General features: G+C 66.7%; 15 protein-coding genes and 1 tRNA gene. 6 read left to right on the forward strand and 10 right to left on the reverse strand.

Features of this window, described 5'->3' with window-relative positions; genetic code table 11:
- Nucleotides 1-276 precede the first annotated feature (276 nt).
- Both V5F67_RS15750 and V5F67_RS15755 read right to left on the reverse strand, forming a co-directional pair.
- Nucleotides 277-1,947 (reverse strand): arylsulfatase, encoded by a 1,671-nt coding sequence (locus V5F67_RS15750; protein WP_394016861.1) that lies wholly within the window; start codon nucleotides 1,945-1,947, stop codon nucleotides 277-279.
- Between the two features lie 46 nt (nucleotides 1,948-1,993).
- On the reverse strand, nucleotides 1,994-2,980 hold the full coding sequence (locus V5F67_RS15755) for an HAD family hydrolase (RefSeq protein ID WP_394016860.1): 987 nt from the start codon (nucleotides 2,978-2,980) through the stop codon (nucleotides 1,994-1,996).
- A 282-nt stretch (nucleotides 2,981-3,262) separates the two neighbouring features.
- Between V5F67_RS15755 and V5F67_RS15760 the strand changes: the two genes are divergently transcribed.
- A complete protein-coding gene (locus V5F67_RS15760; protein WP_394016859.1) occupies nucleotides 3,263-4,273 on the forward strand; it encodes a helix-turn-helix domain-containing protein in 1,011 nt (336 codons plus the stop codon).
- Nucleotides 4,274-4,484: 211 nt separating this feature from the next.
- On the opposite strand, the gene V5F67_RS15765 is transcribed toward V5F67_RS15760, so the two are convergent.
- The 5 genes from V5F67_RS15765 to V5F67_RS15785 form a co-directional block, all read right to left on the reverse strand.
- A tRNA-Pro gene (locus V5F67_RS15765) sits at nucleotides 4,485-4,561 on the reverse strand.
- A 161-nt stretch (nucleotides 4,562-4,722) separates the two neighbouring features.
- On the reverse strand, nucleotides 4,723-6,174 hold the full coding sequence (locus V5F67_RS15770; RefSeq protein WP_394016858.1) for an O-antigen ligase family protein: 1,452 nt from the start codon (nucleotides 6,172-6,174) through the stop codon (nucleotides 4,723-4,725).
- A gap of 37 nt (nucleotides 6,175-6,211) precedes the next feature.
- Nucleotides 6,212-6,994, reverse strand: a complete 783-nt coding sequence (locus V5F67_RS15775) for a hypothetical protein (RefSeq protein ID WP_394016857.1) — start codon at nucleotides 6,992-6,994, stop codon at nucleotides 6,212-6,214.
- Nucleotides 6,995-7,010: 16 nt separating this feature from the next.
- Nucleotides 7,011-9,281, reverse strand: coding sequence for a Wzz/FepE/Etk N-terminal domain-containing protein (locus V5F67_RS15780; RefSeq protein WP_394016856.1), 2,271 nt, complete (start codon nucleotides 9,279-9,281; stop codon nucleotides 7,011-7,013).
- Nucleotides 9,282-9,512: 231 nt separating this feature from the next.
- Nucleotides 9,513-9,899, reverse strand: coding sequence for a hypothetical protein (locus tag V5F67_RS15785; RefSeq protein WP_394016855.1), 387 nt, complete (start codon nucleotides 9,897-9,899; stop codon nucleotides 9,513-9,515).
- A gap of 262 nt (nucleotides 9,900-10,161) precedes the next feature.
- On the opposite strand from V5F67_RS15785, the gene V5F67_RS15790 reads away from it, so the two are divergent.
- The gene (locus V5F67_RS15790) at nucleotides 10,162-10,845 is read left to right on the forward strand and encodes a cytochrome b/b6 domain-containing protein (protein WP_394016854.1); all 684 of its coding nucleotides are present in this window, start codon (nucleotides 10,162-10,164) and stop codon (nucleotides 10,843-10,845) included.
- 59 nt (nucleotides 10,846-10,904) lie between these two features.
- Here V5F67_RS15790 and V5F67_RS15795 read toward each other — a convergent pair whose 3' ends face one another.
- Nucleotides 10,905-11,339 carry a c-type cytochrome gene (locus V5F67_RS15795; protein ID WP_394016853.1) on the reverse strand — a complete coding sequence of 145 codons (435 nt, stop codon included), beginning with the start codon at nucleotides 11,337-11,339 and terminating at the stop codon, nucleotides 10,905-10,907.
- Between the two features lie 142 nt (nucleotides 11,340-11,481).
- Nucleotides 11,482-13,770 carry a xanthine dehydrogenase family protein molybdopterin-binding subunit gene (locus V5F67_RS15800; protein ID WP_394016852.1) on the reverse strand — a complete coding sequence of 763 codons (2,289 nt, stop codon included), beginning with the start codon at nucleotides 13,768-13,770 and terminating at the stop codon, nucleotides 11,482-11,484.
- A gap of 520 nt (nucleotides 13,771-14,290) precedes the next feature.
- Between V5F67_RS15800 and V5F67_RS15805 the strand changes: the two genes are divergently transcribed.
- Nucleotides 14,291-15,739 (forward strand): undecaprenyl-phosphate glucose phosphotransferase, encoded by a 1,449-nt coding sequence (locus V5F67_RS15805; RefSeq protein WP_394016851.1) that lies wholly within the window; start codon nucleotides 14,291-14,293, stop codon nucleotides 15,737-15,739.
- A 58-nt stretch (nucleotides 15,740-15,797) separates the two neighbouring features.
- Here the strand turns inward: V5F67_RS15805 and V5F67_RS15810 are convergent, their stop codons facing one another.
- Nucleotides 15,798-16,550, reverse strand: coding sequence for a competence/damage-inducible protein A (locus V5F67_RS15810; RefSeq protein WP_394016850.1), 753 nt, complete (start codon nucleotides 16,548-16,550; stop codon nucleotides 15,798-15,800).
- A gap of 168 nt (nucleotides 16,551-16,718) precedes the next feature.
- Between V5F67_RS15810 and V5F67_RS15815 the strand changes: the two genes are divergently transcribed.
- From V5F67_RS15815 to V5F67_RS15825, 3 genes are all read left to right on the forward strand, one after another.
- A complete protein-coding gene (locus V5F67_RS15815) occupies nucleotides 16,719-18,134 on the forward strand; it encodes a circularly permuted type 2 ATP-grasp protein (protein WP_394016849.1) in 1,416 nt (471 codons plus the stop codon).
- Between the two features lie 62 nt (nucleotides 18,135-18,196).
- Nucleotides 18,197-19,147 carry an alpha-E domain-containing protein gene (locus tag V5F67_RS15820; RefSeq protein WP_394016848.1) on the forward strand — a complete coding sequence of 317 codons (951 nt, stop codon included), beginning with the start codon at nucleotides 18,197-18,199 and terminating at the stop codon, nucleotides 19,145-19,147.
- 43 nt (nucleotides 19,148-19,190) lie between these two features.
- Nucleotides 19,191-20,021 carry a transglutaminase family protein gene (locus tag V5F67_RS15825; protein ID WP_394016847.1) on the forward strand — a complete coding sequence of 277 codons (831 nt, stop codon included), beginning with the start codon at nucleotides 19,191-19,193 and terminating at the stop codon, nucleotides 20,019-20,021.
- The last annotated feature ends 48 nt before the right edge of the window (nucleotides 20,022-20,069 follow it).

Genomic DNA, 20,069 nt, shown 5'->3' on the forward strand with positions numbered 1-20,069 from the left:
CCGCCCGGTCACGGAGCAGGGCGCCGCCGCTGCGCGGGGACGCCCTGTTCCATGACCGTTGGACCCTGAACCTTCCCCAGGCCGACAGCAGCTCAGCCCGGAAGGGCGCCGCCGATGCGCGCGCGAAACGGCGCGCTCGATATCGCCCGGTCGCAGGAGCCCCTACGTCGCCCGTCAGCGCCGGACCATACGGCGCCCCCGTCCTCCCCCGAAGACGACAGCGGCGGAGCATCGCTCCGCCGCCATCCCTGAGCCGGACGTGATCACCGGCCGGCGTCAGTTCCCCGTGGGCAGGGGCAGCGAGAAGCCCTGGTTCTTCAGCGCGTCCTGCATGAACTTGAAGCGCTCATACTGCGACAGCGTGATGGGCCCCGAATATGCCTCGCTCTGCGCCTTGCGGGGCGGGTACTGCACGTAGGTCTTCATGAGCTTGCTCATCGCCTCGTTCGCCGGCACCAGCGCCCAGGTGCTTTCGGTGAAGGTCGTCATGAAGATGTCGTAGCGTTCCTGCGGGTCGGCCGGGAGGTCGAAGACCTGCGGCACGGTCGCCACATACTTCTCCGCCCCCTTCCAGCCGAGATTTGTATCCACGGCAAGGCCGCCCGTGTGGGCGCCGTCATCGCCGCGCAAGTTGAAGACATACTTGAAATTGCCGACGCGGAGCGCGCCGGGGGTGAGCTCGTTCTCCGTGAAGTAGAACCATTCGCGCCGCGGATCTTCGCCCTTGCCGAGCCACACCGGAGTCATGTCGTAGCTGTCGAAGATGATGGGCTGGCCCTCGCGATCCTGCTCCGGCAGCTTCACGCCGGCGACCGAGGCGAACGTCGCCATCAGATCGAGGCCACCCATGATGTCGTCGCTCTTGGTGGCAGCCTTGATCTTGCCCGGCCAGCGCGCCATGGACGGCACGAGGTTGCCGCCCTCGCGCACGGTGCCCTTGGTGCCGCGGAAGGGCGTGTAGCCGGCGTCGGGATAGACGTCCTGCCAGGCGCCGTTGTCGACCGTGTAGACGACCAGCGTGTTGTCGGCGAGGCCGAGCTGGTCGAGCTTCTGCAGCACGTTGCCGATGCGCGTGTCCAGCTCCACCACCGCGTCCGCATACTTGGACTTGGAGGTCGACTTGCCGATGAACTCGGGCGCCGGCATGTTCGGCTGGTGGTTCTTCATGAAATTGACATTAATGAAGAACGGGGTATTCGGCGACTTTGCCGCATCCTCAAGGAACTCCACCGCGGCCTTCTCGACATATGCGTCAAGGAAGGGAATGCCCACGACGCCCTTGTCGGGCGTGTTCACATATTCGCCGTTGACCTTGAAGTCCTCCTTCACCGGTCCGCCGGCATTGCCCGAGAGGGACCCCTTCGTCACGCTTTCGAACATCTTCCGCAGATCGGGGCTCATGCCCGGGAACCATTTCGGATCGCCGTAGGTATAGGCGTTCAGGTGATAGAGGAACGCATACTTCATCACGTCGTAGCCTTGGGCATTGGGCAGCGCGTAGTCCGCCTCGCCGAGATGCCACTTGCCGGTGAAGTAGGTCTTGTAGCCGCCCTGCTTGAGCACCGAGGCCAGCGTCCACTCCGCCTTGGGCAGGCCGCCACCCTGGCCCTGGAAGGCCACGGTGGTCATGCCGGAGCGGTTGGGAATGCGCCCGGTCTGGATCGCCGCACGGCCGGGCGTGCAGCTCGGCTGGCCGTAGAAGCTGGTGAACACCATGCCTTCGGACGCCAGTTCGTCCATGTTGGGCGTGGGCATGCCGCGGCGCTGGCCGCCGAGATAGGCGCCGAGGTCGCCCCAGCCGGTATCGTCGGAGACGATCAGCAGGATGTTCGGCTTCTTTGCCGGCGCCGCGGCCGGCGCGGCGCCCTGGGCCAGGGCCGCACTTGCCCATCCCAGGAGTGCCGCCGCGGCTGCCGCGGTCAGCGTGGTCGAGATTGCCGTTTTCATGGTAGCTCCCAGTCCTGTCGGAGACCCTGCGCTCTTGCGAGGCGTTTCACTTCGCCGGCGGGAAGATGGTCTTCCAGTCGGACTTCATGTCGACGACCGTCCAGCCCTGGCCGGGCGCCGCATCGAGCGCCTTGTCGAGATGGCCGAACGCGGACTTGCGGTCATAGGCATATTCGCGCTCGGCATCGGTGTGATGGACGATGAGCCCGAAGCGCGGCCCCTGGCCGGCCGTGGTCCACTGCAGCATCTGAAGATCTCCGTCGGAGTTCCCGAACGCGGCAATGGGGCGTTGGCCGATGTGCTGGTTGATGCCGACCGGCTTGCCGGCACCGTCGTCGATGAAATTGAGGGATGGCTCACGCACCAGGGCCGGCTTGCCGTCCACCATCTCGAACCTGGTCTTGATGCTGGAGCCGACCACTTGGGCGGGAATGACGCCGTAGACCGCCTCGGACCATGGCCGCATGAATTCGATGCCGCCGCCCGAGACGATATAGGTGGTGAAGCCGTTCTCGCGCAGGTACGCAAGCAACTCGAGCATGGGCTGATAGACGAGATCGGTGTATTTCTTCTTGAAGCGCGGATGCTCGGCCTTGGCGAGCCAGTCGGTGACGATCTTTTGGAACGCCGCCGGCGTCATGCCCGCGTGGGTCGCCATCACCAGTTCCAGCAGCCCCTTCTCACCCGCCGCCGCGACCGTCTTGAGGTCGCCGTCGATGGCCGCCCGCAGCACCGGATTCTGCTGCCATTCCGGATGCTGCGGCGCCAGCTCCCTCACCCGGTCCAGGGCGAATGCGAGCTGGGTGTACATGGGTTGCTCGACCCACAGCGTGCCGTCATTGTCGAAAACGGCGATACGCTCTTCCGGGCGCACGAAGTCCTTGCTGGCCGGATCGGTCACCTTCTGGACAAAGCTTTGGATCGCGGCCTTGGCCGCGCCGTCGTTCCATGAAGGAAGGGCATCCGCCAGAGCAGCGCCGAGCGGAAACAGAAGCAGCGTGGTGAGCGCGACGGCCCGTGCGAAAAGCTTCATGCTTTAACCCCTCTTTTCCGCCATGGGGAAACTCCCCCTCAAAGAAAACTTGCTATGAGGGAGATCAACTCTCCAGGCGGGCCGCCCTACCTTGGTGCGGCATGCTTGCACAAGACGGGCAGTTGAGACGTTATTCTCCCTTGCTTCACGATTCCAGAAGCCTTCACTGTTGGCAAAACCCACGCGACCGTGCGTTTGGTCTAGATAATCGTACGCTGGCGCTCTTCTCATTTTGTGTCACTCGGTGAGGTTTCGGTGCACAGCCCAGGTTCAGCGGTTCTCGTGCGCGCGAAGGGCTTTGGCGGCCTGCCCGACCTGATTGAAAGGCAGGCAGGCGAACGCGTGCTCGCGGATATTTTCGCCCGGGAGCGATTGCCCACGGCCTTGCGGGACGCTCCGGGCACGCCCATGCCGCTCCGCTCGATGATGGGCCTGTTCGCCCGGGGAGCCACAGCGCTGGACTGCCGGACCTTCGGCCTCGATGTGGGAGAGGGCATGACCCACAAGGGCTACGGCCTTTGGGTCGAGCATGCCGCCGCCGCCCCCACCCTCGGCGAAGGCCTCCGCCGGGCGATCGCGACAAGCTGGGCCCATCAAAGCGGCTCCCGGCTCGAGCTCGCCCGAAACGGCCACCACCGGGTTTTCCGTTTTGCGACGCCGACGTTCGACGTGGGCAAGATGCAGCATTGCGACCACCTCCTGCCGCCCATGCTCACCTTCATTCGCCTCTATCTCGGCCGCGAGTGGACCCCCGACTGGGCCGAGGTCGAATACGCCCGTGACCTGCAGGCGTGGCGGGTCGAGGAGCGGCTGCAAGTCGAGCTGCGCTGCGGGCAGGAAGGCTCCGGCCTCGCCGTGAAGGCCAGCGAGCTGAGCCGCAGCCGCGCCATGCAGGCTGGAGGCGACGCAAGGATCGTCACCCTGCGCGACGTGCTTGCCGACGTGATCCTTGCGGAAGCGCCCGATCCGGCGCGGGCGCTCTCAGCCGTGGTCGCGTTGCGCCTTCTCGATGGGCACAGCGACATCGAAGGGGCGGCATACCTTGTCGGCCTGAGCGTGCAAGGTTTGCAGCGCCGTCTGCGGCTCATCGGCTACACCTACCGGGAGATCGTCGACGAGGCGCGGCGCGCCCGCGCCATCCGGCTGCTGCTGGAAACGCGGATGACGGTCTTGGCGATTGCGCTGTCGCTCGGCTACGAGACCCACGCCAGCTTCACGCGCGCCTTTGCGCGCTGGATGGGGTGCACCCCCTCCGAATTCCGCAAGGGCAACCATGCGGGAAGCGCCGGATAGCGCTTCGCGCTATGGGGCGGAAGGTCGGTTTCTCCGGCGCCTGCCGCAGCCGCGAGGGCAAGGCGTGGGCGGGCGAGAGCCCTCGAAACCCCGGCAGCCAAGCGCCGGCGAACTTGATCCGTGGCAACGCGGGTGGCGACACAACCTCGCCTTCCGAACCGCCTCCGCCCTCAAGGGATCAAAGAAATCGTTCCCAATCAATAGGCCATGGTGGTCGGAGCAGCAGGATTTGAACCTGCGACCCTCTGCTCCCAAAGCAGATGCGCTACCAGGCTGCGCTATGCTCCGATGCCCGCGGGAGGCCGGCCCTTGCTACATTTTCGGGGGCTTGAGCGCAAGAGCGGCCCAGCGTGGACGCAAGATTGCCGCGTGGAAGCCCGCCGGGCCGAAAGGGCATCCGGCGACCGAGCGGGCGGCCGGACGGCGGCCGCGTTCGCCCGGCCGACGCGTCACCGCGCCTTTTCGGGGGCGGACGAACGCTGGCGGCGGACCCTTTCGTAGCTCCCCTTGCTCGCAGGCCGCAGGGCACGGCCGACGCCGATGCCCGTGACGCCCGCATAGATCATCAGATAGCCGGGAATCTGCAGGGTGAAATCCACCGTCGAGTGCAGCGCTCCGAGCACGCCCACCAGGAGCGCGCCAAGGATATAGGGGTCATGCGGGCGCCGGATGATGCCGCGGATGAGCAGCACGAGGCAGATGCCAAAGAAGAGGGCGACGAACGCCGTCAGCGGAATCCCGCCCGTCAGCGCCAGCTCGAGCGGCGTGCTGTGGGCCATGTTCCAGATGCCCCTCATCGGCAGATTTTCGTTGCGCAGCCCTGGAAACACACTTGGAAACGATCCCAGGCCGAAGCCAAGCACCGGATGCTGGGCAATGCCGTCGAGCACCGATCGGTAGACCTCAAGACGCTCGGAATCTTCGAGACTGAGGCGCGCAAATCGCAGCCGGATGCCCTGCCCGGCCACCGCGTAGGCGGCGGCAAACAGGATGAGCGCCACCGGAGCAAAGAGCCGCCAGGCGTGCGCCCGGCCCCAGAACAGCACCAATGCCGCCAGGGACGAGAGCACCAGGACCAGCGCGAAACTGGACCGCGATTTTGCCATCGGAATGAGAAAAGCAAGCAGCAGCGCGGCGAAGGCAAGGCCGATGAGAACGCGCCTGTCCGCGCGGCCGGAGGCCAAGGCCTCCACCGAACGCAGTTGCCCGCCGGACATGCGCAGCGCCACGCGCAGCCGTTGCAGGAGCAGCACGAGGCAGAGCAGAAAGGCGGAGCCGAGATAGGTGGACGTGGTGTTCTTGTTCAGAAAGAAGGTTGTCAGCGAACCGGGAGCCTGGGTCGGTCGCAGCGCGTCGATATCGAAAAGCAGGGCGATGAAGCCGATCAGTCCGGTAAGGCAGGCCATGGCGATGAGCACGCGGCAGATCAGCTCCACGCGGCGCGCATCGTCTGAGACCACCACGCCGGCTGTGAACAGCAGCGCTGCCAGCAGCGGGCCGCCGACCGCCAGGAGCGGGGCGTCGCGGACGGCCGTGGCAAGCGCAGGAAGATCCATGCCCAGCAGCCGGCCGGCCTCCCGCCAGATCGGCAGGGAGAAAGGCCCCGCCGCCTGGGACTGGAGCAGCGCGACCAAGACAAAGGCGGCCGCCACCAGCCCGCATCCGAAAATGACAAGGGCGGCCGGGCGGCTTACCGCGCGATACGACAGAAGCAGCACGCTGGCGCAGGCCAGCACGCCCCAAATGACGATCCATATCAGCTCGGTGGAACCATCCGGAACCGGGCAGAGCGCGAGCGCCGCAAGGAAGAGGGCGAACCCTACCCGATCGCCAAGACCGTGCCGCGGCTCCAGGACGCCGGAGGCGGAGGCACTTTCCGGATTCGCGGTTTCCTGAAGCATGCGCGCCTTCCGATCAGGTCACGAGATGGGCCGGCCATCAATTCCAGGGGCGCGCGCCACGCGCAGGCGCCAGCGGAAGATCGATGTTCTCGCCCGAGCGCCAGATCTCCGCTGCTATCCCCGCCTGCTGCGCCTCGGAACCGGTGGCAAAGATCTCCTCGAGGAACTTGCGCTCGGGATCCTCCACGCGAACGAAATTGAAAGCGAGCACGCTGTTGAGTTGAGCTTGCATCAGCACCCTCACCTCGGCGGCAAGCAGATCGCGCAGGGCTGGATCGGTCATCTTGGGCAAAGCATCCAGCAGCAGCTGAACGCGCCGGACGACGCTGAAAGCTTCGTTGGGGCCGGTCACCATCGACATGCGGATGAAGTCTGCCGCACGCGGCGTGAGATCATTGCGTGCAAACTCGGCCCATGCCAAGGCGATCCAGGCCATCGACATGTTCGGGTCACATGCGAGCGCGCGGTGGATGGCCTGCTCCGTGGCGCTCAGGTCTCTGTCGGCAGCAACGGCATCGCCGAACCTGATCTGGCCCTCCACCAAAGCAAGCCGGACCATAATCTCGCTCCTCAGATCCAGAGGAACGCACAAATTATCGGCCCGTCTCGTACGCATAATCCGATCGATTTCAAGCAGATCGGTCTCGGAATACACCTGCCCTTCGATGAGGGCCTGGGCCATCACATTAACCACTTGTCGATCCGCATCAGAAGCGGTCGCCCCCACGCGCCATACCCACACCGCGAAAGCGGCGACCAGAGCCAATGCAACCGCCCGCGCCGCAGGCCCAGCGCGCCGCTGTGCCTGGGCAACCGGCACGGCACGCCCCCTAGGCTCAGGTGTCTGCGCCATAACGCGAATGATACTGGTAATAGTAATACTTTCCGCCGTAGTTTTCCAAGCTGCGCAGCGCAGCAAGATCCGCCTTGTTCAAGAGACATCCGAGCACCTTCTCGGAAATCTTCGGATTGTTATCGAGGATGTTGCCCACCAGATCACGGTTTGTCCGGCCCCATTCGAGCACATACACGAAGCAATCCACCAGATGGGAGCAGGCCTGGACGTCGACCACGGGCGCGACCGGCGGCAGGTCGAGGATCAGGTAGTCCACGCCACTCTTCAGCTTCTCGATCATCGCCGCCATCTCGGCCGAGGCCAGGATCTCGTTGGTGTGCACGATGTGGCCGGCCACGAGCGAAGGCACGAAATGCATGCCGGTGATCGGATCGACATGGCTGACCTCCTCGAGCGTGGCGCGGCCGACGATCAGCTCCAGCAGGCCGATCTTGACGTTGGGCGTGATCCGCCGGGTGAGCGAGGGATTGCGAAGGTCCATGTCCACCAGCATGGCGCGCGCGCCGCTGTGGGCGATGAGCTGCGCGAAATTGGCGGCGATGGTGGACTTGCCCTCCTTCGGCAAGGTCGACGTGATGCCGATCACCTTAGCGCGGCCGAGAATCGAGATGTCGGCGCTCACCTTCACGGCGCGCAGCGTTTCCGTGTAGCGCGAGAAGGGGTCCGTCAGCACCTGCCGCAGAATGCCGGTGGCACTGTCGAAGGCGCTGGCGCGTTCCCCGGACGGCGCCGGCTGGGTCGAGGAGGTCGCCGTCGCCGAAACCGACAGCTTCGGCAGGACGCCGAGGCAGTCGAGGCCGAGATGCTGCTCGACCTGGGCCGGCGAACGGATGGAACGGTTCATGGATTCCCGCCAGAACGCCACCAGAAGCCCCATCATCAGCCCAAGCATGGTGCCACCGGCGATGATCAGACCGGACTTGGGCTCAGAGGGCGCGAGCGGGCGTGAGGCTTCCGTGATCAGCCGCGCTTCGGTCATCGGGAACGACAGCCGCTGGGTCGCCTGCATGAACCGCTGGAGGAAGCTGTCATAGAGCGCGCGATAAGACTGCGCCGTGCTCTCAAGCTCCCGCAGCTCGACCTGCTTCTGAGCGCTGAGCTTGTTCTCCGAGACCAGCTGATCGAGGCTCTGATTCAGGCTGTCCTCTCTCGCCTTGGCGATCTGCAGGTCGCTCTTGTAGCTCTCGGCGATGCGCGTCAGCTCGTTGAAGATCGCCCTCTGAAGACCGGAAATCTCCGAGCGCAGATTCACCACGGCAACATGGTCCTCGCCATAGCGCTTGGTCCATTCCGCCTCGCGCTTGACCGCGTCCAGATACTGGCCGCGCAGCCGGGTGATGATCGGGTTGCTGAGCACGTCCGAGACCGCCTCGTCGCTCGCCCCGAGCGCCGTGCCCTGCTTGATGATGTTCTGCACCCGCTCATACCGCGCCTGGGCTTCGGCGACCTGGGCGCGCGCCTGCACGAGCTGCGAATTCACCTCGGACAATTGCTGATCGGAAACCAGGCCTCGACCGGTGTTGACGATGTCGTTCTTGGCCTTGAAGTCCTGCACCGCGCGGTCGGCGGCGAGCGCCTGCTCACGCAGCTCCGCGATGCGGTCCTGAAGCCAGATGCTCGCGCGGCGGGTCGCCTGATACTTCGATTCCAGCTGATCGACGATGTAGGATTCGGCCTGCTGGTTGACGATGTCCGCGGCCTGCTGCGCGTTCGGCGACTTGTAATTGAGCAGGATAACAAAGGATGAACCGACTCGCTGAACCTTGAGGTTTGCCTTGAAAGCGTTGATAACGCTGCGTTCGATCTCGAAATCACTCAACGGCACGGGCTGAAACCAAAACGGAAAGATCGCCTTCAGGAATCCGGGTGTCGAATCGTTCGCTTCTCGGGCAGCCAGCCGCGCCTTCATCGCTTCGACGAGCTTCATCTCCTTGATGACCGCCTTGATGATGCGTTCAGACTTCAGGACTTCGACCTGGCTGTCGATCATGGCCGCATCGACGGACGCGGCTACACCCTCGGCGAAATCGAGCGTGCGCGCCTGCTGGGAATCCATCAGCAGCTGCCCTTCGGCGATGAACTGCGGCGTCGCGACAATCGCATACAGCGCCGACAGGCCGGCGAATACAGCAACGATCGCTCCAATGAGCCATTTGCGCCGACGAATAATGGATAGGAAGGCGGTAATAACCTGCTGACCGCCATAAGCCGCTTCTGCCGCCACTCTGGACCCTGAATTGACGCGCAACATGGCGGAATTCCTACCTCCTGGCTCGCTGCCCGACTCCAGCCGCACCGCCCTCGCATCCCGTCCCTATCGCACCACCGGGCCAGAACGCAAAACGTCAGCGCAGGTCCTTCCCATCGATCGGCGCGACGAATATGGGGCCACGAACACGGAGCACAAAAAGCTACGCCCCCGGACGCATATTGCTCAAGCAAAAGCAGCCGGGGGCGTGATCATTGCGATGGAACGCAGACTTCAGCAGAACAGGCGGCAGAATGCCGAGACCGGCCGCCGAAACACGATGCTGAGGTAGCGATTGTACTGGTAGGAACGGTAGGCAAGCAGAGTCCGCGTGCCAGGACCGAACCAACCGAAAGCCGACGGCGTCATGGCTTGGTAGGTACTGATCAGAGGCATCGAACTCATCCTGAGAAACTGAATCCGCTGCTGCAGCAGACCAGCCTCAGCCGCGGGGGCCGCCATCAATGCCGAAGCAAATGCGGCAGCGCAAAATAAGCGACGAGCATTGTTGGCCATCATTCCGCTCCCAATTTGAGCTGATGGGAAATTACCACGGACCATGCGGCAATGCAATGGCGCTCCGGCAAATTCGCGGGAAAGAATCGAGCATTTCCAAGCCATTCGGGACGGTCCTTTGGTACCGACCATCTCGCTCGGCACGCTCTCGCCGACCTCGCGCCAGGGTCGCACCCCCTCGCCGCCACAGCCATTTTTTCGCAACGCAACACGGCCCCGCCGTTGCGATCCAGCGACCAAGTGCCGCCCTGGCCTTCCCAGCTCCCGTTGCGGCACCATCTCGCATTGGCACGGATCGGGATTTCCAGCACGCGCGACGCATGTGGAACCGGCTCGCCGCAGCCATGAATGCAGGAGGCCATTCCGCATGGATGACGTCACCCGGCCGGACCTGCGTCCGGAACGCAAGGTCCAGGTCTGGGACATGCCGACACGCCTGTTCCACTGGAGCCTCGTCCTGCTCGTGGCCTTGTCCTACGCGAGCGCGCGCATGGGGAAGATCGACTGGCACTTCCTGTCAGGCTATGCGGTCCTGACGCTGGTGCTGTTCCGCATCGCCTGGGGCATTGCCGGCAGCGACACATCGCGGTTCTCCCGGTTCGTGCGCCGCCCCGCCGACGCGCTGCGCCACCTGCGAGACCTGCCTCGACGCCAGGCCGGGGCCGAGCCGGGGCACAACCCGGCGGGCGCGTTCATGGTGCTCGCCTTGCTCGGCCTCCTGCTGGCGCAGACCGTCACCGGCCTGTTCTCGTCCGATGGCCTCATCGTCGAAGGCCCGCTGGCGCATCTCGTGGATGGCGCCACCAGCGAGGCCGCCACGTCCTGGCACGGCTTCTTCTTCGATGTGATCGTCGTGGCGGTCGGCCTGCACGTCGCGGCGGTGCTCGCCTATGCCGTGGTGGCGCGGGAGGATCTCGTCCGTCCCATGATTCTCGGATGGAAGCGGCTGCCGCCATCGGTGCCGGCGCCGCGCATGGCCTCGCCGCTTCTTGCCGCCGCGCTGCTGGCTGCCAGCGCGGCCGCGGTGTGGGCGATCTCCCGGCTCGGCTAGAAAAAAGGCCGGCGCCGCGCAGGCACCGGCCGTTCACCATGTTGCCCCCAACGCGGCGATCAGCGGGCCTTGAAGCCCTGATGGCAGGAGCGGCAGCCGTCGGCGACCGCGACGAAGGCCGCCTTGAACCCGTCCGCCGTCGCCGCCTTGGGCGCGTTGTCGGCCACGAGCTGGCCGAACTTGGCGATGGCGGCGTCAAAGCCGGCACGGTCGCTCCAGATCGCGGGCTGGGCCTTGGTATCTCCCGTGTTTGAGCCGGGCGGGAACAGCGTGCCGTAATTCTTCATGCGCCCGCCGAACGTCTTGAAGATCAGGGCGGCCTTGGCCGCATCGTAAGGCGTCCGCCCCTTGAGGATGGCGGCGCCGATCTCCGCCTGATCCTGCATGGCCTTCATCGCCTGCTTGCGCTCGCCGATCGGCCCGCTTTGAGCGAGGGCCGGACCGACAGCGGCAAGTCCGGCCAGAAGCACGATGGCGGCGGGAGCAAATCGCATCTCGATCTCCGAATATACCGTTACGGGAGATGCCACTTTGCAGAAATTCCAGCCTCGCCCAACCGCGCCGCGCTCACGCTTGCGCGAGCCGCGCGCGGCGTTTTGACACCCGATCTGAGGTGCAGGACCCTGCCCCGGAAAACTAATCGCGGACCTTGAAGGCGGCGGCCACGGCCTGCGGCAGGGCCGGCATGTCGAGGCGCGGCGGACGGCCGGCACGCGTGAGCGCGTCCACCATGGCGTTCATCACCGCCGGGCAGGCGCCGATGGTGCCCGCCTCGCCCGCGCCCTTCACCCCGAGGGGGTTGGTGGCGCACGGCACGTTCGCGGTCTCGAACACGATGGGCGGCAGGTCGGCGGCGCGCGGCAGCGCGTAGTCCATGAAGCTCGCGGTGAGCAGCTGGCCGTCCGGATCGTAGAGCGTGCGCTCCGCCAGGGCCTGGCCGATGCCCTGGGCCACGCCGCCATGGATCTGCCCTTCGAGCAGCATCGGGTTGAGCGTCGCCCCGAAATCGTCCACCACCGTATAGGCGACGATGCGGGTCGCCCCGGTCTCGGGATCGATCTCCACCTCGCACACATGGGTGCCGTTCGGATACGTCGCCTCGGACGGCTTGAAGGCATGGGTCGCCGTCAGCAGGTCCGGTGTCGCGTCGGGCAAGGCGGCGATGGCCGCGAGGTCGAGGCCCCGGTCGGTTCCGGCGATGACGGCGCGGCCGTCGCGGAACGCGATATCCCCGGCGTCGGCCTCCAGCGCGTCGGCGGCGAGGGTGCGCAGCTTGTCGCCCAGCGCCCGTGCCGCCCCGTCCACCGCGGCGCCGCCCACGGGGATGGAGCGCGAGCCGCCGGTGCCGTTGCCCGTGGGGGTGTCGTCGGTGTCGCCCTGAAGCACCCGCACCCGCTCCAGCGGCAGCTGAAGCTCGGCGGCAACCAGCTGGGCGTAGGCCGTGCGGTGCCCCTGGCCGTTGCTCTGGGTGCCGATCTTCACCGTCACGCCGCCGTCGGCATCAAGCGAAAGGTAGGCCGGCTCCGGGGAGCCGCCGCCGCATGCCTCGATGTACGTCGCGAGGCCGATGCCCCGGGCGAGCCCCTGCCCCGCAGCCGCCGCGGCGCGCTCGGGAAACGCCTCCCAGCCGGACAATGCGAGCGCGCGCGTCATGTGCCGGTCGAAGACGCCGCTGTCATAGGTGCGGCCGGTGGCGGTGAGATACGGCATCTGCCCCGGCGTGACGAAATTGCGCCGGCGCAGCTCCACCGGCCCGATGCCGGTCTCGCGCGCCGCTTCATCCACCAGCCGCTCGATCACATAGGCCGCCTCCGGCCGGCCCGCCCCGCGATAGGCGTCCACCGGCGCGGTGTGGGTCAGGACGCCGCGGATGCGGGCGTGGACGGCGGGGATGTCATAGACGCCCGGCAGCATCGTCGCCCCCACCCAGGGAATGAAGGGGGCGTAATAGCCGAGATAGGCGCCCATGTTGGCGAGGGTGTCGACCTTCAGGGCCAGGAAGCGCCCGTCCGCATCGAGCGCCAGCTCGGCGGTCGTGAGATTGTCCCGCCCCTGGCTGTCGGCGAGGAAATGCTCGGTGCGATCGCCGATCCAGGCCACCGGCCGGCCGAGCCGGCGGGCGGCCAGCGCCGCCAGGGGATACTCGCTGAACGGGAACGCCTTGGTGCCGAATCCGCCACCGACATCCGGCGTGATCACCCGCAGTTCCTCGCGCGCCCAGCCGAGGATCTTGGCGACGGCATCGCGCAGGCCGTGGGACCCCTGGCTGCCCAGGGTGAGGCGCACCCGCCCGCTGTCCTCCACCTCGGCGAGAACACCCCGCGTCTCCATGTAGTTGGTGACGAGGCGATTGTTGACCAGGTCGAGCTTCACGACGCGTGCGGCCGCCGCGAAGGCGGCCTCCACGGCGCGCGCATCGCCCACGGCGGCGCTGAAGGCGATGTTGCCGGCCCGCTCTTCCCAGACCCGCGGCGCGCCGTCCGCGAGGGCGGCCGCAAGGTCGGCGACCGCCGGTTCCGGCTCCCATCGAATTTGGATCGCCTCCGCCGCATCGCGCGCCATGTCGAGCGCATCGGCGACGATGAAGGCGACCGGGTCGCCCACGTGGCGCACGCGATCCGCGCACAGGACCGGGCGGGCGGGCGTCCACATGCGGGGCTCGCCCTCGACGCGGATGGTTCCGACGACGGGAAGCGGGCCGAGGCCCGCCACGTCGGCGCCGGTCAGGACCAGGCGCACGCCGGGCATGGCCCGCGCCTCATCGACGCCGGCCAGCGTGAAGCGCGCATTGGCGTGGGGCGCCCGCAGCACCAGCGCCGCGAGCGTCTCCGCGCGGGCGGCAAGATCGGCCACGTAGCGGCCGCGGCCCGTGACCAGAGGCGCGTCCTCGGTCCGCTTCACGCTCTGGCCGATCCCGAATTTCATGTGCATCCCCTTCTGATCCGCGCCCCGTACCACACGCCCATGACGCGCGGCCGGATTTCACCGGATCGTGAGCTTCCACGCGGGATACCCCCACCTTGGAGGAGTTCCAGGATACCATTTTTGGACCTTCTGAAACGCTCAAGGGTTCATCACGCCGAACTTTTTGCAATGCACAACTGCCCAACTTGCGCCCAAACCCGACTCGCTCCCTGATCTGCCCTCATCAACCCGGAGGAATGTGCGCAATTTATATATGCTTCTGCTATTTGAAATCATAACACAATCTTCGTTTCCCGCCGCACCTTGACCAATTACGAAATAAAATTTGGATTATAACCAAAATCTGTTTTATATTTTTTCGGCCCGTGACGGTTATATTACAGATGGAGGTATTTGAGAGAGACATCAATACTCTCTTGCAGACGAGAGCCCTGCGTGATAACACTTTGGGCATCGAGATCTCGACGATGCCGGGGAGTGGCGGGGGCCCGCCCCATCTGACGGACCGCCTGGAGGCAGGATGTCATTGTCGGCGAACGAGGGACGCGCAGGAGCCGGCGCAGGCGACTTCGCGGCGCGCGGGGCGTCGCGTATCGGCTACGGCTCGACGTCGCTGATGTTCGCCACGGCGGACGTGGTGGCGATCGCCGGCCTCAACATGCTCGTCTCATTCCTCTTTTCCGCCATCGCATTCGAGGGCGAGGCGTTCGATCTCGCGCGCGGATTCGGGATCAGCCTTGCCGCGTCTGTGGCCTTCGTGCTCACGACCCAGGCGCGCGGGCTTTACAAGCCCTGGCAGATCGCGCGAGTCAGCGACGAGGTGAGCGCGGCGGTCGTCAACTGGACCTTCGCCGTCCTGTTCGTGGGCACGGTGATCTTCTGCCTCAAGGTGGGCAACGAGACCTCGCGGCTTGCGACCGGAACGTTCGCGGCGCTCGGCTTCGTCGTGCTGCCCTCGCTGCGCTGGTTCTATGCGCTGTGGCTTCGCCGCAGCATCGCCGCCGGCGCGGTGACCGGCCGCTCCGCCATCGTCATCGGCGACGAGAAGGAAGTGGCGAAGCTGACGGCGGACGACATGATGTACGGCCTCGGCCTGTCGGAGCGACGCCGGTTCATTTTCCCCTCCGGCGACGCGGCCGGCGCTCCCGACCCGCTGAAGAGCGCCCTCCAGTATGCCCGCCAGCACAAGATCGAGGAGATCGTCCTCGCCCTCCCGTGGAACGACCGGGCGCGCCTTGACGAGGTGCGCGCGCGCCTGCGCGCCATGCCCATCCCCGTGAAGCTGCTGCCGGATGCCGCCGTCAGTCCGCTGCTCAATGCGCCGCGGGTCGAGTTCGGCACCTCCGTGGCGATCGAGGTGCAGCGCGCGCCGCTGTCGCGGATCGAGCTGTCCCAGAAGCGGGCGCTCGACATCGCCGTGTCGTCGCTGGCGCTCACGGTGCTGCTGCCCCTGTTCGCGGCCATAGCGCTGCTGATCAAGCTCGACACCAGGGGCCCGGTGATCTTCCGCCAGCGCCGCAACGGTTTCGGCGGGCGCGAATTCACCATCTTCAAGTTCCGCTCCATGACCGTCATGGAGGACGGGGCCCAGATCACCCAGGCGCAGAAGAACGACAAGCGCGTCACCCGCGTCGGCCGCGTGCTGCGCGCCACCAGCCTCGACGAGCTGCCGCAGGTGATGAATGTCCTGCTCGGCCACATGTCCATCGTCGGCCCGCGCCCCCATGCCATCGCCCACGACGACGCCTATTCCAAGCTGATCTCGGGCTACGCCTTCCGCCACCACGTGAAGCCGGGCATCACCGGCTGGGCGCAGGTGATGGGCCTGCGCGGCGAGACCGCCAAGATCGAGCTGATGGAACGCCGCATCGAGATGGACCTCTGGTACATCAACAACTGGTCCATCTGGCTCGACATCACCATCATCTTGAAGACCTTCATCGAGGTCATGCGCAAGCAGGCCTATTGAACGGCACGCGGCACGCTTCGGCGCGCTGCGAATCCCGGCCCCTCGCCCGCCCCTTCCCTCACTCCGCCCAGTCCCGCCGCGCCAGCATCTTCGCCACCGCGTCGCGGGCCGCGGCGAGCACCTGCGGGTCGCGGGAGCGCACCACCAGATGCGCGTTGGGGGCGCCCTTCTCGTCGCGGAACGGGTAGGAGCCGATGGCGGCCCCGGGGAAGCGCGCCGCGATCTCCTTGAGCGGGGCGGCGATGTCGCCCTCCTTGGCGTCCGCCAGCAGCGTCTCGGACAGCATCGGCACGCCCTTGTCCAGCTCCGGCAGCACCGCCTCCAGCATCGCCTGCATGATGCGCGGCACCCCGGCCATGACGATCACGTTCTCGATCCGGAACCCCGGCGCCTTGGACACCTCGTTCACCACCAGCGCGGCGCCGTCCGGGATGCGGGCCATGCGCAGGCGCGCCTCGTTGAGGTCCTTCTCCGGGATGTATTCCAGCAGCAGCGCCCGCGCCCGCGGGTCCACGTCGATCGGGACGCCGAAGGCCTTGGCCACCGCGTCGGCGGTGATGTCGTCGTGGGTGGGGCCGATGCCGCCGGTGGTGAACACGTAGGTGAAGCGCCGCCGCAGGGCGTTGATGGCGGCGACGATGTCGTCCTCCACGTCCGCCACCACGCGGACCTCCCTGAGGTCGATCCCCACCTCGGTGAGCCGCTCGGCGATATGGCCGATATTCTTGTCCTTGGTCCGCCCGGAAAGGACCTCGTCGCCGATCACGACCAGCGCCGCCGTGACCGATTGCGCGCCGTCTGCCTCCCCCATGACGTGACCTCCTGCCTTCGCCTCCGGCAGGCGTCTCGCACCTGCCTAATTTCGCGCCACGCCGACAACTTGGCCTTGACGGCGCAACCACCTTCCCCGTTTAGCACTTCTTTGGCACGATGTTTGTAGTGATGGTTCCTGATCCTGTTCCCCGGAGTGTCAGCCCCCATGCGCCAAGCGTTCGACGAGATGTCCAGCACCGACGGCGCCATCCGGCCGGCCTATGAGACGCTCAAGCAGTGGCTGGCCTCCGTGCCGCAGGACGTGCTGGACCACCGGCGCAAGGAGGCGGAGTTCATCTTCCGCCGCATCGGCATCACCTTCGCGGTCTACGGCGAGCAGAACGCCCAGGAGCGCCTGATCCCCTTCGACATCGTGCCGCGCATCCTGACGAAGGAGGAATGGCGCCGCCTCTCCAAGGGCCTGGAGCAGCGGGTCAAGGCGCTCAACCTCTACATCAAGGACGTCTATTCCAAGCGCGACATCCTGAAAGCCGGCGTGGTGCCCGAGGAGCTGGTCTACCAGAACCCCGCCTTCCGCCCCGAGATGAACGGCCAGCGCGTGCCGCACGACCTCTATGTCCACATCGCCGGCATCGACATCGTGCGCACCGGGCCGGACAACTTCTACGTGCTCGAGGACAATGCCCGCACCCCCTCCGGGGTCTCCTACATGCTGGAGAACCGCGAGATCATGCTGCGCCTGTTCCCCGAGCTGTTCTCCATGCACAAGGTGGCGCCGGTGGAGAACTACGCCGACGACCTGCTCGCCACCCTGCGCTCGCTCTCGCCCCATGGCGGCCACGAGCCGAACGTCGCCATCCTCACCCCCGGCATCTACAACTCGGCCTATTACGAGCACTCCTTCCTGGCCGACAAGCTGGGCGTCGACCTGGTGGAGGGCCGCGACCTGTTCGTGAAGGACGAGACGGTCTACATGCGCACCACCGAGGGGCCGAAGCGGGTGGACGTGATCTACCGCCGCCTCGACGACGACTTCCTCGATCCCCTCGCCTTCCGGCGCGACAGCGTGCTCGGCGTGCCCGGCCTGATGAGCGCCTACCAGGCCGGCAACGTCACCCTCACCAACGCCGTGGGAACGGGCGTCGCCGACGACAAGGCGGTCTATTCCTACATGCCGGACATCATCCGCTTCTACCTCTCCGAGGAGCCGCTGCTGCCCAACGTGCCCACCTGGCGCTGCCGCGAGGAGGAGCACCTCAAATACGTGCTCGACCACCTGCCCGAGCTGGTGGTGAAGGAGGTGCACGGCTCCGGCGGCTACGGCATGCTGGTGGGCCCGGCGGCGGACAAGGCGCAGATCGAGAAGTTCCGCGACAAGCTGAAGGCGGACCCGGCCAACTTCATCGCCCAGCCGACGCTCGCGCTCTCCACCTGCCCGACGCTGGTGGAGAAGGGCATCGCCCCGCGCCACGTGGACCTGCGGCCCTTCATCCTCTCGGGCTCCGACACGGTGCGGATCGTGCCGGGCGGCCTCACCCGGGTCGCCATGAAGGAAGGCTCGCTCGTGGTCAATTCCAGCCAGGGAGGCGGAACGAAGGATACCTGGGTCCTGGACGCCTGACGCGCGGCGCTCCCCGCGCCGCCCCCGCCCCTGCCCCTCCTCCCCTTTCCGATAGGCCAGAAATGCTCTCCCGCACCGCCGACAACCTCTACTGGCTCACGCGATATGTGGAGCGCGCCGACTGCCTCGCGCGCATCCTCGACGTGTCGCAGCGCCTCGCCTACACGCCGGTGACCTATGGCGGGTCGACCAACGAATGGGGCTCGGCGGTGCTCACCGCCGGCTGCGCCGAGCAGTACATCGAGCGCTACGGCGCGCTGGAGGACGCCACCGAGGAGCACGTGGTCTCCTTCCTCGCCTTCGAGCCGGAGAACCCCTCCTCCATCCGCAACTGCTTCGAGGTGGCGCGCACCAACGCGCGCTCGGTGCGCACCGCGCTGACCTCGGAGATGTGGGACGTCATCAACTCGGCCTGGATCGAGCTCAGGAACTTCCCCAGCCGGGCGCTGACCCGCGACGAGCTCTCGCGCTTCCTGGCGTTCGTGAAGGAGACCTCGCTGCGCTTCGACGGCGCCACCTTCCGCACCATGCTGCGCAACGACGGCTACTGGTTCGCCCGCTCAGGCGCGCAGCTCGAGCGCGCCGACAACACCGCCCGCATCCTCGACGTGAAGTATCACGTGCTGCTGCCGGAGAAGGAGCACATCGGCGGGCCGCTCGACTATTTCCAGTGGGCCTCGATCCTGCGCTCGGTGTCGGCGCTCACCGCCTTCCACTGGGTCTACCGCGACAGCGTGAAGCCCTGGCTGGTGGCCGACCTGCTGATCCTGAACCGGCAGATGCCGCGCTCGCTCGCCGCCTGCTACGACAGCCTGGCGCGCAACCTCGACGACATCGCCTCCGCCTACGGCCGGCAGGGGCCCTCCCAGCGGCTCGCGCGCTCCATGCTGGCGCGGCTCTCCAACCGCTCCATCGAGGACATCTTCCAGGCCGGCCTGCACGAATTCATCTCGGAGTTCATCTCCGACAACAACAAGCTCGGCGCGGAGATCGGCGAGCAGTACCTGACCTGACCCGAGAGCGGCCGCAGGACGGCCCCAGCCGGCGAGGATTTCCATGCGCGTGCGCATCCGCCACGAGATCACCCAGAAGTTCGAGCCCGCGGCCCGTCATGCCTCCGCCATCGCGCGCCTGACGCCGCGCGGCCATGAGGGGCAGTACGTCCAGCGCTGGACGCTCGACCTCGACTGCGACGCGCGCTTCCACCCGCAGGAGGACGCGTTCGGCAACCTCTGCCACGCCTTCACCATCGACGGGCCGATTTCCGCCTTCACCATCGCCGCCGAGGGCGAGGTGGAGACCCAGGACACCACCGGCATCGTCCGCGGCACGGTGGAGCGCTTTCCCCCCTCGCTCTATCTGCGCCAGACCGACCTCACGCTTCCCGCCGAGCGGGTGCTCGGCTTCGCGGCCGAGGTGCGGGCGCAGCCCGAGGACCAGCTCGCCTTCCTCCACGCCCTCATGGAGCGCGTGCACGGCGAGGTGAAGGACGTCGAGGGTCCCGCCATGGGCGACCCGCTCTCCGCCGAGGCGGCGCTGGAGAAGGGCGCCGCCTGCTCGGGCGGCATCGCCCACCTGTTCACGGCCGCGGCGCGCCTCTCCGGCGTGCCGGCGCGCCACATCTCCGGCTACCTGGCGGTGGACGGGCAGGCGGCGGCGCGCCACTGGACGGAGGCGCACGTGCCCTCCATCGGCTGGATCGCCTTCGACTGCGGCCGCAACCTCTGCCCGACCGAGGATTATGTGCGCCTCGCCGTCGGCCTCGACGCGGTCGGCGTCGCCCCTCTGCGCGGCATCGGCGGCGACATCCACGAGCACGTGGTGGCCTTCGACGGCCGCAACCCGCCCAAGGCGCAGGTTCAGGCCCAGAGCCAGGGCCAGAACTGAGCGGACGGCCAGCGCGACCTTAGCCGGCGCAACGAAAAGATGCGCCGG

It is taken from the genome of Xanthobacter pseudotagetidis, assembly GCF_043194795.2.
In the GTDB taxonomy this organism is placed as follows: domain Bacteria; phylum Pseudomonadota; class Alphaproteobacteria; order Rhizobiales; family Xanthobacteraceae; genus Xanthobacter; species Xanthobacter tagetidis_A.

Bases quoted from the DNA above. Each gene is read 5' to 3' on its own strand.
- V5F67_RS15820 (WP_394016848.1), top strand. From the start codon at position 18,197: ATGCTCTCCCGCACCGCCGACAACCTCTACTGGCTCACGCGATATGTG.
- V5F67_RS15805 (WP_394016851.1), top strand. From the start codon at position 14,291: ATGTCATTGTCGGCGAACGAGGGACGCGCAGGAGCCGGCGCAGGCGAC.
- V5F67_RS15770 (WP_394016858.1), bottom strand. From the start codon at position 6,174: ATGCTTCAGGAAACCGCGAATCCGGAAAGTGCCTCCGCCTCCGGCGTC.
- V5F67_RS15785 (WP_394016855.1), bottom strand. From the start codon at position 9,899: ATGGCTTGGAAATGCTCGATTCTTTCCCGCGAATTTGCCGGAGCGCCA.
- V5F67_RS15810 (WP_394016850.1), bottom strand. From the start codon at position 16,550: ATGGGGGAGGCAGACGGCGCGCAATCGGTCACGGCGGCGCTGGTCGTG.
- V5F67_RS15755 (WP_394016860.1), bottom strand. From the start codon at position 2,980: ATGAAGCTTTTCGCACGGGCCGTCGCGCTCACCACGCTGCTTCTGTTT.
- V5F67_RS15750 (WP_394016861.1), bottom strand. From the start codon at position 1,947: ATGAAAACGGCAATCTCGACCACGCTGACCGCGGCAGCCGCGGCGGCA.
- V5F67_RS15800 (WP_394016852.1), bottom strand. From the start codon at position 13,770: ATGAAATTCGGGATCGGCCAGAGCGTGAAGCGGACCGAGGACGCGCCT.
- V5F67_RS15795 (WP_394016853.1), bottom strand. From the start codon at position 11,339: ATGCGATTTGCTCCCGCCGCCATCGTGCTTCTGGCCGGACTTGCCGCT.
- V5F67_RS15790 (WP_394016854.1), top strand. From the start codon at position 10,162: ATGGATGACGTCACCCGGCCGGACCTGCGTCCGGAACGCAAGGTCCAG.
- V5F67_RS15825 (WP_394016847.1), top strand. From the start codon at position 19,191: ATGCGCGTGCGCATCCGCCACGAGATCACCCAGAAGTTCGAGCCCGCG.
- V5F67_RS15780 (WP_394016856.1), bottom strand. From the start codon at position 9,281: ATGTTGCGCGTCAATTCAGGGTCCAGAGTGGCGGCAGAAGCGGCTTAT.
- V5F67_RS15815 (WP_394016849.1), top strand. From the start codon at position 16,719: ATGCGCCAAGCGTTCGACGAGATGTCCAGCACCGACGGCGCCATCCGG.